15 protein-coding genes are annotated in these 19,194 nt (G+C 40.4%); 7 read left to right on the forward strand and 8 right to left on the reverse strand.

The window, feature by feature from the left end; genetic code table 11:
• Window positions 1-16: 16 nt before the first annotated feature.
• On the reverse strand, window positions 17-1,462 hold the full coding sequence (locus J7529_RS06800) for an MOP flippase family protein (RefSeq protein ID WP_318728357.1): 1,446 nt from the start codon (window positions 1,460-1,462) through the stop codon (window positions 17-19).
• A gap of 265 nt (window positions 1,463-1,727) precedes the next feature.
• Here J7529_RS06800 and J7529_RS06805 point away from each other — a divergent pair, with 265 nt between their 5' ends.
• On the forward strand, window positions 1,728-2,612 hold the full coding sequence (locus J7529_RS06805; protein WP_318728358.1) for a sulfotransferase family 2 domain-containing protein: 885 nt from the start codon (window positions 1,728-1,730) through the stop codon (window positions 2,610-2,612).
• A 13-nt stretch (window positions 2,613-2,625) separates the two neighbouring features.
• Here the strand turns inward: J7529_RS06805 and J7529_RS06810 are convergent, their stop codons facing one another.
• Complete coding sequence (locus J7529_RS06810) at window positions 2,626-3,963, reverse strand: O-antigen ligase family protein (RefSeq protein ID WP_318728359.1); 1,338 nt, start codon at window positions 3,961-3,963, stop codon at window positions 2,626-2,628.
• Window positions 3,964-4,034: 71 nt separating this feature from the next.
• Here J7529_RS06810 and J7529_RS06815 point away from each other — a divergent pair, with 71 nt between their 5' ends.
• Together J7529_RS06815 and J7529_RS06820 are read left to right on the forward strand one after the other, a co-directional pair.
• Window positions 4,035-5,516, forward strand: coding sequence for a polysaccharide biosynthesis/export family protein (locus J7529_RS06815; protein WP_318728360.1), 1,482 nt, complete (start codon window positions 4,035-4,037; stop codon window positions 5,514-5,516).
• Window positions 5,517-5,550: 34 nt separating this feature from the next.
• Entirely contained in the window at window positions 5,551-7,803 is a 2,253-nt protein-coding gene (locus J7529_RS06820) for a polysaccharide biosynthesis tyrosine autokinase (protein ID WP_318728361.1), read from the forward strand.
• A gap of 111 nt (window positions 7,804-7,914) precedes the next feature.
• On the opposite strand, the gene J7529_RS06825 is transcribed toward J7529_RS06820, so the two are convergent.
• The 5 genes from J7529_RS06825 to J7529_RS06845 all read right to left on the reverse strand — a co-directional run bounded on the left by J7529_RS06825 (window position 7,915) and on the right by J7529_RS06845 (window position 13,283).
• Window positions 7,915-8,679 (reverse strand): LEVG family PEP-CTERM protein, encoded by a 765-nt coding sequence (locus J7529_RS06825; RefSeq protein WP_318728362.1) that lies wholly within the window; start codon window positions 8,677-8,679, stop codon window positions 7,915-7,917.
• 336 nt (window positions 8,680-9,015) lie between these two features.
• Window positions 9,016-10,002, reverse strand: coding sequence for a glycosyltransferase family 2 protein (locus J7529_RS06830; protein ID WP_318728363.1), 987 nt, complete (start codon window positions 10,000-10,002; stop codon window positions 9,016-9,018).
• A gap of 4 nt (window positions 10,003-10,006) precedes the next feature.
• A complete protein-coding gene (locus J7529_RS06835) occupies window positions 10,007-10,939 on the reverse strand; it encodes a hypothetical protein (protein WP_318728364.1) in 933 nt (310 codons plus the stop codon).
• Window positions 10,940-10,949: 10 nt separating this feature from the next.
• Window positions 10,950-12,548, reverse strand: coding sequence for a glycosyltransferase family 39 protein (locus tag J7529_RS06840; protein ID WP_318728365.1), 1,599 nt, complete (start codon window positions 12,546-12,548; stop codon window positions 10,950-10,952).
• Window positions 12,549-12,560: 12 nt separating this feature from the next.
• Complete coding sequence (locus J7529_RS06845; protein ID WP_318728366.1) at window positions 12,561-13,283, reverse strand: sulfotransferase domain-containing protein; 723 nt, start codon at window positions 13,281-13,283, stop codon at window positions 12,561-12,563.
• A 112-nt stretch (window positions 13,284-13,395) separates the two neighbouring features.
• On the opposite strand from J7529_RS06845, the gene J7529_RS06850 reads away from it, so the two are divergent.
• The 4 genes from J7529_RS06850 to J7529_RS06865 all read left to right on the forward strand — a co-directional run bounded on the left by J7529_RS06850 (window position 13,396) and on the right by J7529_RS06865 (window position 17,627).
• On the forward strand, window positions 13,396-14,277 hold the full coding sequence (locus tag J7529_RS06850; RefSeq protein WP_318728367.1) for a glycosyltransferase family 2 protein: 882 nt from the start codon (window positions 13,396-13,398) through the stop codon (window positions 14,275-14,277).
• 64 nt (window positions 14,278-14,341) lie between these two features.
• On the forward strand, window positions 14,342-15,496 hold the full coding sequence (locus J7529_RS06855) for a glycosyltransferase family 4 protein (protein ID WP_318728368.1): 1,155 nt from the start codon (window positions 14,342-14,344) through the stop codon (window positions 15,494-15,496).
• 37 nt (window positions 15,497-15,533) lie between these two features.
• Window positions 15,534-16,766, forward strand: coding sequence for a glycosyltransferase family 4 protein (locus J7529_RS06860; RefSeq protein ID WP_413038826.1), 1,233 nt, complete (start codon window positions 15,534-15,536; stop codon window positions 16,764-16,766).
• Between the two features lie 54 nt (window positions 16,767-16,820).
• Complete coding sequence (locus tag J7529_RS06865) at window positions 16,821-17,627, forward strand: WecB/TagA/CpsF family glycosyltransferase (RefSeq protein WP_318728370.1); 807 nt, start codon at window positions 16,821-16,823, stop codon at window positions 17,625-17,627.
• Between the two features lie 9 nt (window positions 17,628-17,636).
• On the opposite strand, the gene J7529_RS06870 is transcribed toward J7529_RS06865, so the two are convergent.
• Window positions 17,637-19,133, reverse strand: coding sequence for a sugar transferase (locus tag J7529_RS06870; RefSeq protein WP_318728371.1), 1,497 nt, complete (start codon window positions 19,131-19,133; stop codon window positions 17,637-17,639).
• Between the last annotated feature and the right edge of the window lie 61 nt (window positions 19,134-19,194).

Here is a 19,194-nt window from a genome sequence, read left to right on the forward strand (position 1 = left end):
TAGATCAAAGCTCTATTCAATTCGATTTTCTAGAGCGAGTCAGATCTAAAATTTGTGCAAATAAATCTGGAAATAGTATTCGTATAGCCAGCACATACGAAATAGATGCAGTAATTAAACAAATCGCTAAAATCCAATATAAATTCAAATACGGATCTAGGATCGCTTTAGTGACCAGAATCAGACTAACCATAATTCCTGTAGCAATCAATGGAGCCATCAGTTGGTTAAAGTAAATTTTAATATCGATATTGAGTAACTTTTTGACCATCCCAATAAAAGTCGGTAACGGAATGAGATAGCCACGAACCACAAAAGCGGTTGCAACAGCAACAATTCCCCATGGAATAACAAGCATAAACGCAGTAACATTAGTCACGGCATTGAGAATATTGACTCTTAACGCCCAGTCTGGTTTTCCCAGAGCTAGGATAATATTAGTGTTGATACTGCCTAAAGCATGAACAATACCAATAAGCATTAAAATTTGCATGACGGGTATACTTGCAGTCCATTGGGAACCAAACATAACAGGTATGAGTTCTGGTGCTAAACTAGACAGTCCACAAAATAGGGGAAAAGAAATGAGAGCTGTAAACTGGGTCGCTTTGTAGAAGCCTTGACGCAGCTTTTCGGGTTCTCCTTGAAGCTTGGAGAAAGCAGGAAGGGCTACCTGGGTCATCGTTGTGATAAGAATAGTTAGGGTACGCAACAGACGATAGGCGATTGCATAATATCCTAAAGTCACTGGCCCCAAAAAATACCCGATCAAAAAATCATCTGCTCGTTTATTAAAAAATCCTAGAACTTTAACCCCTAAAATATTCACTCCAAAACTAAATAGCTCTTGAAAGTGACGCTGAGAAACTTTCAATCCAGGTTTCCAATCACTGACCCACCATAATACTAAAACTCCAACCACTTGATTGACTAATCGTTGCCCCACTAAACTCCATACTCCCCAGCCCGTAATGGCCATGATAACACCCACAACTCCACCCGCTAATTGAGCAACTATAGCTCGTAAAGATAACTCTTTAAACAAAAAATTACGAGTAAAAATTGCCTGCTGAATACTGTTAAGAGCTGATAACATAAAGGCTATAGATAACCAACGAATAATCGGTGCTATATCCGGCTGTTGGAAACTAGAGGCAATCCAATCAGCACCAACAAGACTCATTCCTGTAAGGCTAGTACTAATGCCTAAATTAATCCAAAAAGCGGTATCAAGATGTTCGGGATCGAGATTTTTACATTGTACAATGGCTTGAGTAAAACCTTGGTCAGTAAAAACTTGCATAAATGCTAAAAAAACATCCGCTAATGCAATTAGACCAAAAGATTCAGGCTCTAGTAAACGAGCTAAAGCAAAAAATACAATAAATGATACGAATTGGTTGCCCAATTTTTCAATTGCTGACCATATAACCCCTTTAATGGTTTGTTGTTTTAAGTTCATTATTTCTTTGAAATCTGTAATTGTGATTAGATTCGTGCCAATTAATAATCTATAATCTTAACATAGCTCTTGAATTTGAACTATCAGATGCTCTGTTTGATTCTAATCGGGAGGAAATCAATATAATCCGTCTATCGGTATTTTTTATTTCTAAAACTATTTATTAGGCCAGATCGCTTTAACTTTAAAAAACTTAATATGTTTGCCAATCATGAATGATTTCGACTACAATGAAAGACAGTTCATTGTATCCCATGTTTCAAAGATGACTAACAAAACTCTAGAACACACTTCTGAAAGCGTGTTATTTTTTCTGCATATTCCCAAGACAGCAGGTAGCACATTACATAAAATTATAGAAAGACAATATTCTTCTGATGAAGTATTTACAATTCATGGTGTGAATCCTCAAAAACATATTGATGAATTCAAAAAGTGGTCTCTTTTAGATAAAAATAGGATAAAAGTTGTTAAAGGACATATGAACTTTGGTCTGCATGAGTCCATAGGAAAACCAGCTACATATATTACTATACTTCGGCATCCAATTGATCGAGCCATATCTACCTATTATTATGTTCTTCGCTCTCCCAGTCACCACCTCTATGAGTATGTTACCTCCAAAAACATTAGCCTTCAAGATTTTGTTTGTGACGGTTTATTCACCGATATGGATAATGGTCAAACTCGCCGCCTATCTGGAATATCTGTTGGCCAATTTCCTGGTTACAAAGAAGTTAAGTTCGGAGAGTGTTATCCTGAATTATTAGAACAAGCAAAAGATAATATTGATAAAAATTTTGCTGCTATTGGTATTCAGGAAAAATTTGATGAATCAATATTAATGATGAAGGAAAAAATGAATTGGAAAAACTGTTATTATGTCAAACAAAATGTTTCTCATGGGCGAGTTGAAAAGCATGAAATTAGTGAGGAGTGCCGTTGTGCGATCACTCAATTCAATGACTTAGATATCCAACTCTATGAATTTGTCAAAGAAAAAATTGTACAACAGATAATTGAGGAAGAATCTTCATTTCAAAAAAACTTAAATAAATTTCAGTCTTACAATAGAATATATGGGGACATAGTTCAATTTATTTCTGTTCCTCGCAATTACTTACGAAGTTTCAAGAAAAAGATATTTTGACATAAGTTATTTTTTAATTATAATCATTAGAGCCTTTTGATAAATCATAACTTATTCGACAATTAATTAAGATATAAATAAACCAAATTAGCTTCGGTTGAAACAAGCTGCTGACTGTAATATTGGGAATCAGCATCCACGTTAAAATTAGAGGAGGCACTAAAGACTCAGGAGATGAGCTACTAATCATATACTTTATGCAGATAGAAAGGGTCATGATAAAAGAAAATAAAAATAGAATTAATCCCACCAAGCCAAACTCTAAAAACAGTTCTAAAAAACCATTATGAGCATGAGGCGGAACCCATCCGTTATTTGATACAATCCCATGTGCCGGATTATCTTCGCCACGCCAGTCTTGCCAGAAACTATGGCTGCCATAACCTAAGAAGGGCCGTTGAAACCCCCGCTCTATCATTTGTGGCCAAACAATAGTTCTTCCAGTTAATGTTGGATCTTTGTCCAAAGATATTAAAAGATCGTTCCAATTTTCTACGACAAGGAAGCCTATACAACTGCCAATTAGCATAAACATTAAAACCCCTGCAAATGCAGCTTTGTAAGGAAGTGTCTTTAAAATTCTTAAAGATCCCAATAACATGAGTAACAGAACAATTACAATAAAACTTGTTGTAGAGTTAGTATTTTGTCTAACATAGAGTGAAAAGAGAGCAAAAAAAGCAGCTATCCAACGTTGCTTGGGGTAATGAATTCCATGAAATAACCATAGTGTAATATTTAAGGCTAAAACGACTCCTAATCGATTCGGATGACCCATCACTCCTTTCCAGCCTTTACCAACTACACCGATAGCAGGTTGAGTTAAAGCATAAAAAGCACTTAATACAGATATAGCAGTTGTACTCCATCTTAAAATGCTAATGATTTCTGTCCAAGAGTATTTTTGGCAAACTTGAGCAGCAACTACAGTTACTTGTAACACGACTAATGCATATTTTAAAGCATAAATTGGGGTATCTGACCATAAAATAGAAACTAAGGATAAGATGATAAAAAATCCCAAAAAAAAGTTATTAAAGAGGAGGCGTAAACTTTGAAAAAGTTTTTGAAACCAAAACCTTAATAAAATAACAGAGGTTGAATAATAAAAAATATTGATCGCTAGTTGTATTGGCCCTAAGTTTTGATTCAGTAATTGTGCAGGTTGAAGTAGGGAAACTGGATAAATTTCAAAATCACATAGTGTGATAATAAACATAAATGTAAAAAAAAATGCAGCATTTTTCCTAAAAAACGATGATTCACTCCAGTAAAAAATTAGAACAAAGTAAACCGCAAAACAACTCAAAATGGGCATTAAGATCAATGGATCGAGTATAATTTCTTTCATGTAGAGTTTAAGATTTTTTAGATGTAAGCTATCATGTCAGATAGAAAACGCTTTATTCCAGGATAACCAGCATGGCATATTGGATATTGAACAAAGGTATGACTATCCTGACATTAATCACCTTTCTTATCTTGCCATACTCATCAGTAGCTCAAGAACAACACTCGTCGAAAGTTCAAACAGATCAATCTCAACTACCTATAGAACCAGGCTCTCATACAAGTGCTTATCGGTTAGGAGTTGGCGATCACATCCGCATTGATATTTTAGGATTCCCTGAATACGGCGGAGAATACTTGATTACCCCTAATGGTATTGTACATCTACCCTGGATTGAACCTATTTCAGTCCTGAACTTGACTCAACAAGAACTTCAGGAAGAAATTACGACCCAGTATACTGGAATTCTCAAGCGTCCTTTCGTCAGTGTCACACTTACCCAAGTCAGACCAGTAACGATTACTATAACTGGAGAAATTAATCATCCGGGTGTCTATCCTGTCGATCTTGGCATTGGTGGAGGAGCGCAACCGAGATTGCGCTACCCTACTATACCAGAAGTTCTTACAGCAGCCGGAGGAACAACTTTAAGTGCTAATCTCCATGCAATTCAAATTCACAGATCCCTTCCTGGTAACCAAAAACAAGTTATTCCCATCAATCTTCTACAACTGCTAGAAACAGGTGGCCATATGGAGTCACTGGTACTGCAAGATGGTGATTTAGTGTTTGTGCCTACAGTGAACAATATCAATCTTTCATACATTCCTCAATTGGCAAGTCTGAGTTTTGCTACGCCTGTTGATACACCCCGAAATATTACAATTATTGGAGAAGTTACGACACCAGGAGAATATGTCATCATTGGGGGAGAGTCGAGATCAGAACTGAGGACAGGTGGATTGCCAACAGTCAGTTGGGCTATTCGTAGTGCAGGGGGCATTACGCAAGCTGCCGATCTACGCCATATTGAAATTCACCGACCAACTCAAACAGGAACACTGATTACTTTTAATGTTAACTTGTGGGATTTTGTTCAAGGACAAGATTTACACCAAAATACAATTCTCCAAGATGGAGATACTATTATTATTCCAACTGTTGATGCTATTGATTTTGAGGAAGTGGTTACAATTGGTCAAAGTAGTTTATCCCCTGAAAATATACGAATTTTTATTATTGGAGAAAGACCTAGAAACTTAACTGGAGTAACACGAGAAATAAGACTTCCATTAAATACACCTATGAATCAAGCTTTGCTGGCAGCAGATGGATTTATTAATCGGAGAGTTCGACAGAGTTCAGTTGATTTAGTTCGTGTTAATCGTGATGGAACTGTATCTAAACGTCAAATATTTATCGATCTTTCTGCTAATCTAAATTATGATACTAATCCGCCATTGCAAGATGGTGATGTTATTATCCTCAGTCGTTCAGGGTTAGGAAGATTTATTGATTTTGTCAGTACAGTCGATCAAGTTTTAAGTTTAGGTGAACCTATAAGAGACATAGCAAATTTACTAGAAATATTAGGGTATATCAACAATCGATAAAGAAATTAGAATTGAAATCTTAAGGACAATTACAATGAATTTTAGTCAACAAGAATACAAGAATGGTTACAATCCCCAAAAAACACAGGATAAGATGAATGGTTTAATTTCCCAAGATAGGGAAGATCAAGAAAGTTCAGATCTGAACTTTAATTGGGTACTAGCAGTTTTTCGTCGCCGTCTTCCAATTATGGCAGTTGTAGCATTCGGTGTAACTGTATTAGCAGGGATTTTGATTGTTAAGGAGTCTCGTCAAGTTATTCCGGTTTATCAAGGTTCTTTTCGTCTGTTAGTTGAACCGGTTACGGCTGAATCTAGAGTCGCTCGTTTATCCTTGCTTTCACAGGAGACAGAAGATGTTGTTCAACAAGGAAGATTTAATATTAGCTTGGTTGATTATGAGAGCTTGATTCGAGTATTAAGTAGCCCTCAAGTTGTCGATCCACTACTCAAAAAAATAAATAATAAATATCCCAATATGACTTATAATGGTTTGCTGGGAAATTTATCAACAACAAGAGTAACTTATGAAAAAGATGCTAAAACCGAAGGGACATCATTAATCCGAGTTGGTTATCGAAGTTCAGATCCAGAAAAAATAGAATTTATTTTAGACATTCTATCTGAAGGTTATATTGATTATAGTATTCGAGAAAGGAAAGCTAGTATTCAGCAGGGAATTGAATTTATTAAATCAGAGCTTCCTGAACAAAAAAATAGAGTGAATTTATTGCAAGACAGAATTCAATTACTCCGTGAAAAATATGATATAATTGAGCCAATATCTCAAAGTCAGCAGCTTTCAATTAGACAGAGAGGATTAGAAATAGAACGAGTTAATGTAGAAGGCCAATTAAGAGAAAAAAATGTTCTTTATGAGACGATAAAAAGACAATTTAATAATGGTGACTACGTTTTCATTCTAAGCAACTCTCCTAATACTTATCAAACTATCCTCAAAAATTACCAACAGGTACAGTCTGATATTGCTACTTTTTCTAGTCAATTCAGTGAAAATAGTATCCCTATGCAAATGTTAAGAGAACAGAAATTAGAATTGAATTTAAGATTGCGTGAGCAAGCTCAGGCAGTTGTTTTTCAGGTTGAGAATGAAGTGCAAGCATTAGAGGCGAAATCACAAGCATTGATTTATGCGGAAAATCGCTTGAACGAGAAAATAGAAGTTTGGCCTTTAGCAACTCGACAATATGATGAACTTCACAGAGAACTAGATTTTGCAATAGAACATTATAAAGATCTTTTATCTAAGTTAGAATCTTTAGAAATTGATGAAGCTCAAATTCAAATTCCTTGGCAAATTATTGATCCACCAAAAGTCATTAGTAATGCACAAGGAAAGCCGGTTTCTATGGCCGTTGAAGAAACTCGCAAGAAGTTGGCTGTGTTAATGGTTGTGAGTACCCTTTTAAGTGTTGGTGTCGGTTTCTTAGTCGAGGTTTTAATCCCTGTTTTTCATACCCCTGAAGATGTTAAGTCTTTTACCAAGCTGAATGTGTTAGGTGTTATTCCCTTAGCACCTAGCTTGAAAAAACTGAAAACGAAACAAACTCGCCGTTATTTTACCAGTGGCTCTACTTCTGACCTTATGCCTCTAGTCATCCAGCCAGAATACAGTGCTTCTTTTTTAGAATCGTTTCGTTCACTCTACACTAATATTACTCTGATGGGTAAGAATCAGCCCATTCGTTCCTTAGTAGTCAGTTCTCCTAGCACAGATGATGGAAAATCTACAGTTTCTATGCATTTAGCTCAAACAGCAGCAGCAATGGGAAAGCGAGTATTATTAGTTGATGCAGATTTAAGGTTGCCTCAACTTCATCAAGCACTGGGTTTAGAGAATCAAGCCGGACTCAGTGATACAATTGCCAACTATATCAGTTTAAATGAAGTCATCCAACAATCGACCCTAGAAGAAAATCTTTTCTTTCTTAGTGCAGGACAAAGTGTTCCCGATCCCATTAAACTGTTATCATCACAAAAAATGCAGTATTTGATGGGACAGTTACAAGGCTTTTTTGATTTAGTTATCTATGACACTCCACCTTTAGTGGGTTTAGCGGATGGACATCTCGTGGCAGCACGGGTTGATGGTGTGATTTTAGTTGTCCGCCTTGCGAAAACGGACCAATCACTGGTAAAAAAATCCTTAGAAGAATTAACTATCTCTCATGCTAGACTCTTAGGGGTAGTGGCTAATGAAGTCAAAAACTCTGACTATATAGCCATGAGTGCTAATCGGCACTATCGCAATTCTTCTGTGTCATAAATGAACAACAATCCCCTTGTTAGAGGAGTAACAAGGGGATTGTTTAAGAATTGATTAAGCTACTTTCTGAGAGGATCGTGTTGAGTCAGATTGAGATAACTCAAGATATCTCTATTTAGCCTGGCGTTTGCGTAATCCGAAGGCAGTCATTCCAGCTAACAAACCTAGACCAAGAACACTAGAGGGTTCAGGAACATCTTCAATGACTTGATTCAACTCTCTCATTCGGAAGTTCACTCCGTCACCTGAGCTGTTAGCATAGTCCATACCCAACTTGAGAACAATGGAGTTTACATTGAAGAATTCCAGAGTGTTCATGCTGGAGTTGCCTCGTGCATCACCAGCAGCGTCATTGAGTAATCTTTCCTGACTGGTATCGCCATTGACAGCAAGTACCCCAGTTTGGTTCTGACGTTCAGAATCGAAGAAATCGATGGTTAATTTATCCAGAGTTCTGGTGAAGACAAATTCAAAGGTACCAACTTCAAGCATTCCTCCTTCTTCCGCAGGAGCCACTGGGCGGAACCAGTATCCTTCATGATTCGTTCCTCGGTCACCATTAGCAAACTTGACCGTTTCTTCTCCATTGGTGTAGGTATTGCGAGTGTCCAAGGAATCCAAGAATAAGCGGCTTAACTGAACTTCCCCAGTTTCTGCATCTTCCCAAGGTAGAGCAGTAACGCTTTGAATAAATCCAACAGGCATACTCAGGCATGTTTCTATGCAGCCAAAGCCGGTGTCAAACTCACCTTCAAATGCCAAAGGATTAGCAGAGGCTGAGGGAGCGAACATTCCTGCAACTAGAGCGGAAGTGGTAACTCCTGCCGCTACGGTACTAACTCTTTTAGTGATTTGAGATAAGGATTGAGAGGTCATGGTATTGTGTTTCCTAGAACTGTGTGAGTTGATTAAGTTTGTATACTCTTTTCTTTGCTTTCCTCTACAATAGTCCCCTGGTATAGGTCTTCGCATCAGAGAGATTGGGGATTTTTGATTTGAAGTTCCGATGTAGAAGTCTGGTGGCTTATGAGTGTACTTAAGTAGCTATTCAGGAAAAATACTGATCTGAGGCCTAGATAGCCCCATATCGTTGGAAATGATCCGTATAAGTGAGGACAGAAAAATAAATATCAGACGAAAATCCCCCATTGATGGGCATGAGGAGACTGGGAAGATACGGAAAGTTATGGGATAAGTCCTAAAGAATGATTGCTACTGGTGAATAATGGATCGAACTCTATAGATGGGGCGTTTTTGAGATTCATGGTAGGTTCGCATGAGGAGTTCTCCGAGCAGACCAAAGCAAAATAGCTGTATCCCAGTTAAGAGAAGGACTACGACTAAAATGAGTAGGGGACGGCCGCCTATGTCTTCGCCAAAACCGAACTTGAGGATGGTGAGGTAGATTCCCAACAGAAATCCGAGAAAGAGGGAGAGTAGGCCCATGGAGCCAAAGATATGCATGGGCCGGGTGAGGAATTTCTTCATAAACCAAACGGTTAGGAGATCCATTAGGACTCGGAAGGTGCGTCCTAGGCCATATTTGCTTTTACCATACTGCCGAGCATGGTGGCGTACTGGAATTTCAGTGATTCTGGCTCCTTCGATAAAGGCTAAGGCGGGTAAGAAGCGGTGGAGTTCTCCATAAAGGTTCATGTCGGCGACGACTTCGGCGCGATAGGCTTTGAGGGAGCATCCGTAGTCATGGAGCTGGACTCCTGTGACTTTGCCGATGATCCAGTTGGCGATTTTAGAGGGTAGGAGCCTAGTGACTGCATCATCTTGGCGTTGTTTGCGCCAACCACTGACGAGATCGTAGCCTTGTTCGATGGTTTCTAGGAGGAGGGGAATGTCGGCGGGGTCGTTTTGAAGATCGGCATCAAGGGTAATGAAGATATTACCTTGGGCGTATTGAAATCCGGCGGCCATGGCTGGAGTTTGACCGTAGTTTCGGCGGAGAATAATGGCTTTGAGATGGGGGGTTTTGTGGGCGAGTTCGGTTAAGAGTTCTGTGGAGCCGTCGCTGGAGCCATCATCAACGCAGATGAGTTCGTAGGTGTGTTGGGTTTGGGGGAGTATTTTGGCGATCGCCTCTACCAATAGCGGCAGGCTTTCTACTTCGTTGTAAATGGGAGCGATCACGGAAATTTCGGGCTTAGGAGTGGTTTCAACGGTAGGCAGAGTTGGGGAAGCATTCATAGGATTAGGGGTTCTTGAGACTAAACTGTTTATAAAGCCAGGCAAGTAGAGCGCCGATCGCCTCTGCTAATACACTAATGACCCGATATAAGGCGACTCCACTGAGGATGATAGCAGGTGGATAGACTCCATCCAAGAGGGCGATCGCTGTGGCTTCAAAGACTCCCAGTCCTCCGGGTGCGCCAGGAATGACTAAGCCGAGTAACCAGGCAAAGCTAAAGGCACTCAAAAGTTGGGGAACTTGCGCCATTTCTATGGTCGATAGGGCTGCCAGGGCAAATAAAAATCCTAGTCCTCGAATCAAGAGAAATCCCATTTCACCGAGTAAGGGTTTTAAAGGATAGCGCTTTAACTCGGCTGAGGGTTGCTCCTGGGCTGCTAGGTCTCCTTTTGCTTTCTTTTTCGAGAGAAAAGTGAGGATAGGATTCAATATCCGAGGATGAACGCCTATCAGGACGATGACTAAAGTTACTCCTTGCAGCAGTCCTCGGCTTTGGGGACTCGCACCTGCGGCTAAGATCAGGGCTGAAGCTGCCATGAGTAAGGGTTCCATTAGGGTGCTGAGGATGGCGATCGCCCTTGGAACACCCACACTTTGAGCGGCTCGAATGCGACCATAGAAATGCCAGACGTTACCGGGCAAATATTTACCAATATTAGTGATCAGATAGGTTTGAATGCTCCAAAGAGCTTTAACCGGTTGGTTAAACTCAGCTAAAATCCAGCCCCAGATCCAGCCTGACCAAATATGAGCGGCGATCGTAATCAGAAGGGCGATCGCCAAACTCATCCATCCCCACCCACTGATGCGGATCGCCAGCACCTCCTGCCAATGATCTTTGAAAGCTTTCGCCAGAAAAAACAACGCCAGCCCCACAATAAACCATCGTAGGTAAGGTTTTAAAATGGAGAGTAGGCGTTGAACAAACGGTTTCATCGTCTCAGATTTAGACAGGATTTAAACGCCATAACCAATTGAGACCAGTACGAGGATTTTTGCTTTCGCTGACTGGCTCTAGAGTCCATTCATCAACTGACTCAATCTGTGCAATCAGGTCTGGAGAAGGATGGTAGACCAACAGATTTTCATACTCTTTTGGAATTTGACCCAAACTATCATCGACTAACCATACTTTTATCCTCGGATCGAGTCTATAGCTCAGAACCCCTAAACGCATTCCCGGATGACTTTTAGTAATCAACAGAGGGTGAGAACTATTATTAACAATCTTAGCCACCTCTAAACTGTGGGAATCAGCACGTTTATTCCACCAGTCTTGAGATTGGGCACTTAATCCACAAGAGATAATCCCCAAGGAGAATAAGAAGATAGTAATCACTTTCCAAAGATTCGCTTGATATCGCTTCCGAGAAAAAATTTGAACAGATAAAAGATAAGAGACTACAAGTTGCATTCCTAGAAAAGTCGGAATAATATAGCGTTGAACATTCGATCTTGTCGATCTATATACTAAATCGGGGATAGCTAGAATTAACCAAGGAATAACGACTAGTAAAATGGCAAATAAATAGGTTTTTCTATCTGTAGTCTTCTGGGTAAAGTACAAAGCATAAATAACTAAACCAACCACACTGAGCAAAAGTGGAATAAATAATTTCAAAGCTATAGAATTTGTATCTGAACTTAAGCCAAAATCTACAAACTGTCTAGCTGTATTACCCAGCCAACTTTTGAGATAAAAACTCAGGGGGGGGTTACCAGATTCTGATTGCCAAGTGGCTGTATTTTGAATGGCATTGAAGTTCATCAAAATTACGATAATCCAGGGAATAAAAGCGATCCAGCCGATGAGATTTGCTCCCAGGTAAATCGTGAGCATTTTTCTCCATCGAAATCGCTCTAACCACAGGCAATAAATCCCATGAGTGAATAATACTAATACAAACAGAATATGGGTGTATAATCCTAACACGATACTCCCGGCATAAATCCCCCAACTATACCCCTTTTGTTTTATCCATTTAGGGGATTGATAGTGTAAGCGTATGGCTCTTAATAAAGCAGCACTAGAGAATAAGGTGACAACGACTAATAAGCTATATTGTCTGGCTTCTTGAGCATACAAGATTTGAAACGGAGAAATAGCCAATAAACCCATAGCTATCCATCCAGTCAGGGAGGATTCAAATAGCTCTAAACATAACCAATACACACAAGGAAGTGCGAACAAGCTGATCATAGCCGATAAGCTACGGGTTGCTGCTACTGAACTGCCAAACCACCCGCGCCAAAAACGGAGCATGACAAAATATAAAGGCGTATGTTCAGAATTATGAGTTAGAGCTTGTACAACATCGGCAAAGGAACGGTCTGGACTGGGGTGATAATAACTTTGAATATCTTCTATGCTCAGAATTTCATGCCTAGGTAAAATTTGCACCAATTCACTTGCGGAGGAACCGGAAACTCTCAAAGCGGTAAAGGTTTCATCGAGCCAATAGATTTTATTATCTAGATGATAAAAACGAAAAAAAACGCCTAACAGTATACAGAGAATCATTAATAACTGTATTGTTTTTTTCATGGTAGACTCAATTTAAAAATAATCTTTGAGTTGGGAGTTTTGATTAAAGATATATTCATAAACTTTGTTCCCATAGAGTGTCTTAAACTCCTCTCTCGATCCTTCATAGTTGTCCGTGCGACTAATGACTCGTGGATCGTGATAAGTTTTTTTCTTGACTTCTTCTTTGGAAACTTGTTGTTGAACTTCCTCCAGCTTTTTTGAATCTAAGCTTTGGCCAAAATGGGCGGTAACTTTGGAGAATTCATCAGCCATATTTTTTTTCAAGTTCTCATACCTAAGAATAGTTTTCTTCTCGCTTGTTGTTTCTTGAATTAACCATTTACTGAGATGCTTGGCATACAGGGTTGACCAATATTCAATTCGCTCAAGATCGCTGGTCTTTTCTTGATAAAAGTTTAACTGTGAATAAATCGTTGGCACTGGATCTCGGTAGAGATAGATGACATTTTTGCGATAAACATCGAGATCGAGATCGTGGGTATGATAGGTCATGAAATCTTGTCTATTTTTATAATAAAAAACTCTGATTAGAGAGGGACGCTCAAAATACAATTCCATCATCAAGCGCATCCAATGGCTTCCGGTTCTGGGAAAACTGATAAAAAAGGGGAAGTCTGGGTCACTAGTGAACTTTTCAATGAGTTTTTCATCATTAACTCGTTTTGATAAATCTTGATAAGAACTGGGATCGGCGATCAGTTGCTTAACTAGCTGAATGGCTCGACTAATCATGATAATTTACCTCTCTAAAGAAAGAATATAGATTTTCCATACAGAAGTGACTAGATTACCCTATATAATAGTGCTGATGTGTATAATATGGCAAGCTATTGATTGAAATGTTATGAATTGTAAAAGTATAGCTGTCTTACTGACTTGCCACAATCGAAAAAACAAAACATTAGAGAGCTTAGACTCACTATTTACTCAAGATCTGTCCCCGGATTTTTCTCTGGTGGTATACTTAGTTGATGATGGCAGTACGGATAGAACTTCAGAGGCGATCGCGAAAACCTATCCTCAAGTTAATATTCTCCAGGGTAAGGGTAACCTATTTTGGAATGGAGGAATGCGCCAAGCCTTTGCTGCGGCTCTAGAAGTGGGTCATGATTACTACCTATGGCTCAATGATGATACAACCCTCTATCCTCATAGTCTTAGCACTCTTTTGGACACTCATCAACAAGTGAGCGATCGCGGACAACCGCACTCTATCATTGCTGGATCAACCCAAGATCCAAACACTCAGGAATGGACTTATGGAGGCTATCGGCAACTGGGATGGTGGTATCCTCCCTTTAGGTGTTCGCCTGTCAAACCCACAGACACCCCACAATCTTGCGATGTGATGTGTGGCAATATTGTCCTCATTCCTCAAGAAGTCACTGTTATCGTGGGCAATCTCGATCCTGCCCTTACCCATTATGCTGGAGATTGGGACTATGGATTGCGAGCCAAACAAAAAGGATGTCAGGTTTGGATTACGCCAGGATATTTAGGCACTTGTGCCAGAAATCCCAAACCCGATCCGGTTAATACCCCTAATCTAAAACAAGGGTTAGAAAAGATTGACAAACCCAAAGGTTTAGCCCTACAAACAGTTACCCTACATCCTTGGGAAGAGTGGAAACTCCTGATGCAACGACATGGGGGAATTTTATGGCCCATTTTTTGGGTTTTACCCTACCGGAAATTACTTTTGCCCAAGTTATTCGATCGCCACTAGGAGGGTTCAACCCTGAAAAAAGATTAAGTGTTTATTGCTATTGTTATGGATCGACCGAAACTTTATGGAAAATATTCGCGTTGCCTGGTTAATTCCTGCGGTTAGAAGGGGCGCTTATTGGCAACCCGTTCTCCGGGAATTCACAAAAATCTATCCTCAAACTCAATTTTACACCAGTCAAACCTGGCCAGGATTCGATCCAGAGGCTCCGGGGGCAAAAGCGATTACAATTATTGGTAAATATCGTTTTCAGGAAACTCAAACCGTAGAATCTGGGTATAATCGGGGCATTATTTTGGTCTCCCCTACTGTTATTTTTCCATTACTCAAGTATAAGCCCGATGTTGTTTTTGTCAGTAGCTTCTCGATCTGGACTGTGTTGGCGATCGCTCTTAAGCCTATCGGCAAGTGGAAGTTAATCTTAGTCTACGAAAGCAGTTCTCCGAATGTTGATTTTCGCGATAGTGGCTTGCGCTCCCAGTCTCGTCGGTGGATGACTCAATTTATGGACAGTTTTATGTCTAATTCGCGTCGAGGAAAAGAATATTTAATAGAAATTTTAGGGGTAGATTCAAAGAAAATAGAAGCTCGCCCTTATATGGTTCCAGATACGAAAACCCTGTTGCAACAGAAATCGCCAACTTCATCTCTATCCCTAGAGCTAAAATCTCCTGTTTTCCTATCTGTAGGGTTACTGGTTCCCCGTAAAGGAATAAAATATTTGTTAGACGCTTGTTGTCTTCTGCGCGATCGCGGATACTCGAATTATCATTTAGTCTTAGTCGGAGATGGAGAGCAACGAGCAGAATTAGAAGCTTTTGCCCAAGACAATCACTTAGAAAAACAAGTGACTTGTACCGGTTGGTTAAACTATGGCGAACTGGGCAGTTATTTTGAAATAGCGGATGTGTTTATTTTTCCCACTTTAGAGGATACTTGGGGGGTGGTGCTATTGGAGGCAATGGCGTTTGGAAAGGCAATTATTTCCTCTAAATGGGCGGGGGCTTCGGAAATGGTTGTTGAAGAGGAAAATGGCTATGTAGTCGATCCCTATAAAGTCGAAACTATTGCCGAAGCAATGATACGATTAATTGAAGATCCAGAATCGATCAAAAAAATGGGACAAAAATCTCAGGAATTAATGGATGAAAATAATGCCGAAAAAGCGGGATTATTTTTGGCGAGTCAAGTGGAAAAGGTACTGGAAAAATCGAATTAAAGTTAAGGATACTCTAGTTGAGTTGAATGATAAATCCATGAAAATTCTCTTATCAGCATTTGCGTGTGAACCGGGACAAGGCTCTGAGGAAGGAGTCGGTTGGAATGCCGCGGTTGAGTCAGCTAAACACGATCAAGTTTGGGTGATTACGAGAAAGTTTTGTCAGCCCTCAATTGAAGCTCAATTAGAGCGTCATCCGATTCCTAACTTACACTTTCGCTATGTAGAACCGTTTGGGTGGAAAGAAAATTTTAAGGGTAGACAAGGAGGTGTACAACTCCATTATTATTTGTGGCAAATTTTAGCGTATCAGGAAGCCCAGCGCTTACATCAAGAAGTTCAGTTAGATGTGGTGCGTCATGTGACTTATGTTAAATTTTGGTCACCCAGTTTAGTTTGTCTATTACCGATTCCCTTTGTTTGGGGCCCCATAGGCGGAGGAGAAGCGGCTCCTAAACCGTTTTGGCATGATTTTAGCTTTAAAGCAAAATTATATGAAACGGCGCGGGATATTGCCCAAAAAATTGGAGAAAGAGACCCATTTACCCGGCTGACAGCTCAACGGAGTGCGATCGCCCTCGTAACGACAGAAGATACAGCCAAACGGGTCAAAAAAATGCCCATTTCCCAGATAGAACTCTATTCGGAAGCCGGTCTCTCCCAAGCAGAAATGACCCGGTTAGCCTCCCTAGGAGAACCTCCTGCCTCTCCCATCCGCTTTATTAGTCTAGGGCGCTTGTTACACTGGAAAGGGTATCATTTATCTGTCCGTGCATTTGCCCAAGCTAATTTACCCAACGCCGAATATTGGTTGTTGGGAGATGGGCCAGACCGTCAGAAACTAGAAGCTTTAGCCAAGACATTGGGGATAGGAGAGCGCCTAAAATTTTGGGGCAAACGTCCCCGCGATGAAAGCCTAGAGAACCTCGGACAATCTCATGTTCTGGTGCATCCGAGTTTACATGATTCTGGGGGCTGGACTTGTCTGGAAGGCATGGCTGCAGGTCGGCCCATTATCTGTTTAGCGATCGGAGGGCCAAATACCCAGGTAACAGAAGAAACCGGAATTAAAGTACCAGCCCTAAATCCCGATCAAGCAGTCAGAGGGATAGCTGAAGCGATGAAACAACTAGCTCAAAACCCTGAACTCAGAGAAAAATTAGGACAAGCTGGACAAAAACGGGTGCGAGAAGTCTACGATTGGGAGATTAAGGGCCAGTTTTTTGCGCAACTTTACAGAAAGGTGGCTAAACAAGATCACCCTGATTAAATTCAAATGAGTCAGGAGTTTAATTGAGAGCGTTAGGACAAGGAGATTATTGAAATGATTGATGCTGGAAAGCGGAATATTCTTGGAGTTCTGGTTAATGTAATTGATTATGAAGGGGCAGTTGCGCAAGTTATCCAAGCCGCAAAAGCAAAAAAAGGACTATCGGTTTGTGCCTTACCCGTTCATGGCATCATGACGGGGGTTCTCGATAATACCCACCGCTTCCGGCTCAATCATATGGACTTAATTTGTCCCGATGGGCAACCGGTGCGTTGGGCCCTAAATTTAATTCATAAGGCCGGATTATCTGACCGGGTGTATGGCCCCAATTTAACCTTGAGGGTATGCGAGCGAGCGGCACAGGAGGGGCTACCGATTTACTTGTACGGCTCTCGACAAGAGGTTGTAGACACTTTGTCTCAGAAGTTGCGAGAACGCTATCCTCAGCTTAAAATAGCTGGCTATCAGCCGGGTCGCTTCTGGCAGATTAGTGTCGAAGAAAAACAAGAAACCGTCCAAACCATCAAAGAGAGCGGAGCCGCCATTACCCTGGTGGGTTTAGGATGTCCTCGCCAAGAGGTTTGGGTCTATGAATACCGGGATCATCTCTCTATGCCTGTTTTAGCTATAGGTGCAGCCTTCGATTTCCATGCTGGACTCGTACCTCAAGCCCCACCCTCCCTGCAAGCATTGGGATTAGAGTGGCTCTATCGCCTCATTCAAGAACCGAAACGACTCTGGAAACGCTATGTTTTACTCAATCCCTATTATGTTTGGCTATTAAGTTTACAAATTTTGGGCTTGCGTAAATTTAATCCGAATACTACCACCCCTCCAGAAGAGGAAATGCGATATGGTTAATTTTGAAAATTAATAAGCCCCTCTACGCCCCAAGACCACTTGTACCGTTTTGAGTAAAATTTCAAAATCCAGGGCTAACGACCAATTATTAATATAAGACATATCTAATTTAAAGGCATCGTCAAAGTTTTTAATATCCGATCGCCCCGAAACTTGCCAAAGTCCTGTAATTCCTGGTAAAACGTTGTGGCGCATAAAGTGGTGCTCTGCAAATCCTTCAATATCACGCAGGGGGAGAGGACGGGGGCCTACCAAACTCATTTCTCCAATTAAAACATTGACGATTTGGGGCAACTCATCTAAACTGTAACGCCGTAAAAACTTACCTACCCTGGTGATTCGGGGATCATCTTTCATTTTGAATAAAACGCCCCCTTTAATTTCATTTTTGGCTTCTAATTCCTTCATTAGCTGATCGGCATTAACCACCATGGTTCTGTACTTCCAGACTTTAAAATGTCGTCCCTTAAGGCCCATACGAGTTTGTTTGAAAAAGATGGGGCCGGGGGAGTCTATTTTGATAGAGATCGCCAGAGCAATAAATAGAGGGCTACCCAAGAACAAAATCAGCATAGATACTACAAGATCAAATGCCCGCTTCATCCAAAAATCACTGCCTAATAAACCTGGTGGCTGAAACTGAATACTGGGCATTCCACCAATCATCTCAATTTTTGGATTATGATGAGGAACTTCCAGACCAATGGGCAATATCCTCAGTGCAATTCCTGAATTTTTTAAACTCCAGTAAAGGGGCATAATATTGCCTACTATATTCCATGAACAGAAAAATACTTCTCCGACATCAAGAGATTGAATTTCTTCCAGAACTTGAGACCACTGATTTGATTTTTTTTGTAGAGATAGATGATCGAGTTGCCCAACAATTGTAAATTCTTTATTACTATCGAGTTTCAATGCAATTTTAGCAATCAGGGTATCTTTAGGATTTCCAATCAGGAAAATTCGACGAGGTACTCGACCATGACGGCGAAGAGTAGTGATGGTTGCTTCTGCTATTAACCTTCCTGTTCCCACGTAGACAATTACAAATAACCAAGATAGTACAAACATCGACCGAGAAATAATCAGACCTGGTTGATAGATAAAAGCAATAACAATCAAAACGCCTTGAGCGAAGGTAATACTTCTAAGTAAATTGCTAAATTGACGACGATTGCGGCGATCGCCATATAATCCTCCCGTTGCGATCATCCCTAGGGTAATCCATAAAATCGGAAACAAAAATCCAGGTTGCTCTGGAGTATAAGCTAATAAGTGAAAAGAGGGAACATGCTTTAACCAATCAACCCGTTCAACAATAACCTTAGCACTCTTCCAAGCCAAGGCAATCATCACTGTATCTAAGCACAGAAAGGCTAGAATTCTCAGCCAAGCAACGATCAGTCCTCGTCGCAGACCTACAATGGTGGGAACCCGCAAATCAACATGATTATGGGGTGATTTATGGGTTTTGTAAGGGGTTTGGGGCAGATTATCTGACATAATTTAACCTTTGCTGCCTCGATCGCAGGTCGAATCTTGAATTTCAACCCTGATCAGATCT

This window comes from Roseofilum sp. Guam, from assembly GCF_017746735.1.
Classification (GTDB): domain Bacteria; phylum Cyanobacteriota; class Cyanobacteriia; order Cyanobacteriales; family Desertifilaceae; genus Roseofilum; species Roseofilum reptotaenium.

Excerpts from the sequence above, each read along its gene's own strand:
- J7529_RS06835 (WP_318728364.1), bottom strand. The coding sequence starts at position 10,939 with ATGAAACCGTTTGTTCAACGCCTACTCTCCATTTTAAAACCTTACCTA.
- J7529_RS06800 (WP_318728357.1), bottom strand. The coding sequence starts at position 1,462 with ATGAACTTAAAACAACAAACCATTAAAGGGGTTATATGGTCAGCAATT.
- J7529_RS06815 (WP_318728360.1), top strand. The coding sequence starts at position 4,035 with ATGGCATATTGGATATTGAACAAAGGTATGACTATCCTGACATTAATC.
- J7529_RS06840 (WP_318728365.1), bottom strand. The coding sequence starts at position 12,548 with ATGAAAAAAACAATACAGTTATTAATGATTCTCTGTATACTGTTAGGC.
- J7529_RS06865 (WP_318728370.1), top strand. The coding sequence starts at position 16,821 with ATGATTGATGCTGGAAAGCGGAATATTCTTGGAGTTCTGGTTAATGTA.
- J7529_RS06850 (WP_318728367.1), top strand. The coding sequence starts at position 13,396 with ATGAATTGTAAAAGTATAGCTGTCTTACTGACTTGCCACAATCGAAAA.
- J7529_RS06860 (WP_413038826.1), top strand. The coding sequence starts at position 15,534 with ATGAAAATTCTCTTATCAGCATTTGCGTGTGAACCGGGACAAGGCTCT.
- J7529_RS06830 (WP_318728363.1), bottom strand. The coding sequence starts at position 10,002 with ATGAATGCTTCCCCAACTCTGCCTACCGTTGAAACCACTCCTAAGCCC.
- J7529_RS06810 (WP_318728359.1), bottom strand. The coding sequence starts at position 3,963 with ATGAAAGAAATTATACTCGATCCATTGATCTTAATGCCCATTTTGAGT.
- J7529_RS06825 (WP_318728362.1), bottom strand. The coding sequence starts at position 8,679 with ATGACCTCTCAATCCTTATCTCAAATCACTAAAAGAGTTAGTACCGTA.
- J7529_RS06805 (WP_318728358.1), top strand. The coding sequence starts at position 1,728 with ATGACTAACAAAACTCTAGAACACACTTCTGAAAGCGTGTTATTTTTT.
- J7529_RS06855 (WP_318728368.1), top strand. The coding sequence starts at position 14,342 with ATGGAAAATATTCGCGTTGCCTGGTTAATTCCTGCGGTTAGAAGGGGC.
- J7529_RS06870 (WP_318728371.1), bottom strand. The coding sequence starts at position 19,133 with ATGTCAGATAATCTGCCCCAAACCCCTTACAAAACCCATAAATCACCC.
- J7529_RS06845 (WP_318728366.1), bottom strand. The coding sequence starts at position 13,283 with ATGATTAGTCGAGCCATTCAGCTAGTTAAGCAACTGATCGCCGATCCC.
- J7529_RS06820 (WP_318728361.1), top strand. The coding sequence starts at position 5,551 with ATGAATTTTAGTCAACAAGAATACAAGAATGGTTACAATCCCCAAAAA.